The organism is Blastomonas sp. UPD001 (assembly GCF_003426715.1).
GTDB lineage: Bacteria > Pseudomonadota > Alphaproteobacteria > Sphingomonadales > Sphingomonadaceae > Blastomonas.
This window is the reverse complement of record NZ_QKVT01000001.1, coordinates 258,734-261,125: the sequence shown is the minus strand read 5'-3', so window position 1 is coordinate 261,125 and position 2,392 is coordinate 258,734. Positions and strand designations below refer to the sequence as shown.

The following is a 2,392-nucleotide window of genomic DNA, read 5'->3' as shown; positions in this document are numbered from 1 at the left end:
TGATCGTTCCGCACCCCGCCTATCGCACCCGCGATTTCGTGCTGCGCCCGGCGGCCACGATCGCACCGAACTGGCGCGACCCTCTCACCGGACTCAGCGTCGCGCAGCTGTGCCATCGCGCGGCACGGGGTTGACCCGATGGGTCTGCCCGACTAGGGGGATGCCCGCACCCGGGTCCGCCCGGCCACCGATGGCGCAGACCTCACGCCACCCCCAGGGGGCCCTTAGCTCAGTCGGTAGAGCAACTGACTTTTAATCAGTAGGTCGCTGGTTCGAACCCAGCAGGGCTCACCATTTCCATCAGTTCCGCCGCTTGGCGTCCCTGCCGCACCATCGTCTCTGCCCGATGGGTCGCATCATGGCGAGCCGGTGCCGAACGGGCACGAGCGGCTTGAAAAGGCCGGATCGCGGTGACCGGTGCAGGCATCGCACCCGCCATCGCCGACACAAAAAAGGCCCCGGCAGCCGTCCGACAGCGCCCGCCAACGATTGTGGTTCGCACCACCAGCACGAAGTTCTCGACAATCCCCCCAGCCTATGATGTTGTTCGGCCATAAGATTCCGGAAGCGTGAACGCACAGGAGGGGGCGATGGGGCGAGGCGAGCAGGCACCGATCCCGCGGATCGATCAGCGCAGCTTGCGCCAGCTGGAGACCCATTTCGTCGCACCGGACATTTACCGCCGCGGCGATCTTGCGCTGCGCCAGAGCCAGCTTGCGCATCTGGTGTCGGACAAGGTGATCCCGCAGCTGCTGCGTCTGCACGACGAGATCGTCCCCGATGCGCCGTGCGTGGATGCGGTGATCGCGGCGCTGGCGTCCGATCGCGCCGACATAGTGGGGCTTGCCGACATCGTTCTGGGTGACGATCTCGAGGCCGCGGTGCGCTATGTAATCGTGCTGCGCGATCGTGGGCTCTCGATGGAAACGCTGTTCATCGAACTGCTCGAGCCGACAGCCCGGCATCTGGGCGAGATGTGGGACAATGACGCCTGCGACTTCATCGATGTGACGCTCGGCGTCGCGCGCCTGCAAAAGCTGCTCGCCGCGTTCAACAACACCCATAATTGCGACTCGCTGGACATGCGGCGCACCGTCCTGATGGCCATGACGCCGGGCGACCAGCATTATTTCGGGGTCACGATGGTCGAGCGTTTCCTGCAAGCTGCGGGCTGGAAGGTGCAGACCGAGACGGCGGCATGCGCCGACGAGATCGCCGAGGCCGCAAGGACGCGCTGGTTCGCGGTCGCCGGGCTGACCGCCGGCTCGACCCAGATGATCGACAGCCTTGCCGAAACCATCGGCCTGATCCGCAAGCGTTCGCAGAACCCGCATATCGGCATCATGGTCGGTGGGCCGCTATTTGCCGAGGACCCATCGCTGGTCGCCGCGGTCGGTGCCGACGCGACGGCGCCCAGCGCGCCGACCGCCGTGCTGGTGGCGCAAAAGCTTTCGGACGCCGCATCTGCCCATCTGAACTGAGCCGCGGTCGCAACGCTGCACCGCAGGCCGCGCCACGCCCCGTTGCGGCGTCGGAGCCTGGCCATGACCGCGCGCAACATTCGTATACCGTTCGTCGAAGACGGGCTTCCCCCTTTGCGATCATGCACTTATGGTCCGCGCCAAACCAAGGGGAATCATGATGAAACCTGTGCTCCGTACCGCCGCCTGCAGCCTCGCGCTTGCGCTCTCGCTTCCCGTTTTCACCGTCACGGCCGTCGGCGCAGCGGCGCAACAGGCCGCCGCCACGCAGGATGCCGCGCTGACCGCCTTTCTCGATGCCGAGTTCGAGCAGTGGGTGAAGATGCAGCCGCAACTGGCGACGCGGCTCGGCCGCAAGGACGGCGGCGACAAGTGGAACGACCCGAGCGAAGCCGCCGCCGCAGCGCAGCTCAAATGGCGGCAGGACAGCGTCGCGCGGATGAAGGCAAAGTTCGATCGGGCAAAGCTCAGCCCCGAGGCGCAGGTCAACTACGATATCTGGGCGCTCGAGGCCGAGCGCGCGGCCATGCAGCATGACAATCGCATCTATCGCCCGCCCTTCTATTCGCGGCTCTATTCGGCGCACAGCCAGCTGCCCGATTTCCTGATCAACACGCACACGATCGCGGACGAGACCGACCTCAAGAACTATGTCGCGCGGATCAAGGGCATGCCTGCGGTGCTCGACGTGGCGATCGAGCGGACCAGGGCGAGCGAGGCAGCGGGCATCCGCGCACCGAAATTCCAGATCGAGACGATCATCGCGGGCAGCGAGAAGCTGACCAGCGGCGCGCCGTTCGGCGACGGTCCCGATGCCGCGCTCTGGGCCGACGTGAAGGCCAAGACCGAGGCACTGGTGAGCGCAGGCAAGCTGCCGCGCGCCGATGCGGACAAGCACCTGGCCGAGGCGC

Annotated in this window: 2 protein-coding genes and 1 tRNA gene; all 3 read left to right on the top strand. The window is 66.3% G+C overall.

The features are described from left to right. Nucleotides 1-218: 218 nt before the first annotated feature. Nucleotides 219-294 (top strand) — tRNA-Lys (locus DM995_RS01275). A 296-nt stretch (nt 295-590) separates the two neighbouring features. After that, nucleotides 591-1,481 (top strand): cobalamin B12-binding domain-containing protein, encoded by an 891-nt coding sequence (locus DM995_RS01270; protein WP_116968237.1) that lies wholly within the window; start codon nt 591-593, stop codon nt 1,479-1,481. 160 nt (nt 1,482-1,641) lie between these two features. Further along, a partial coding sequence (locus tag DM995_RS01265) for a DUF885 family protein (RefSeq protein WP_232823967.1) occupies nt 1,642-2,392 on the top strand: 751 nt, incomplete at its 3' end.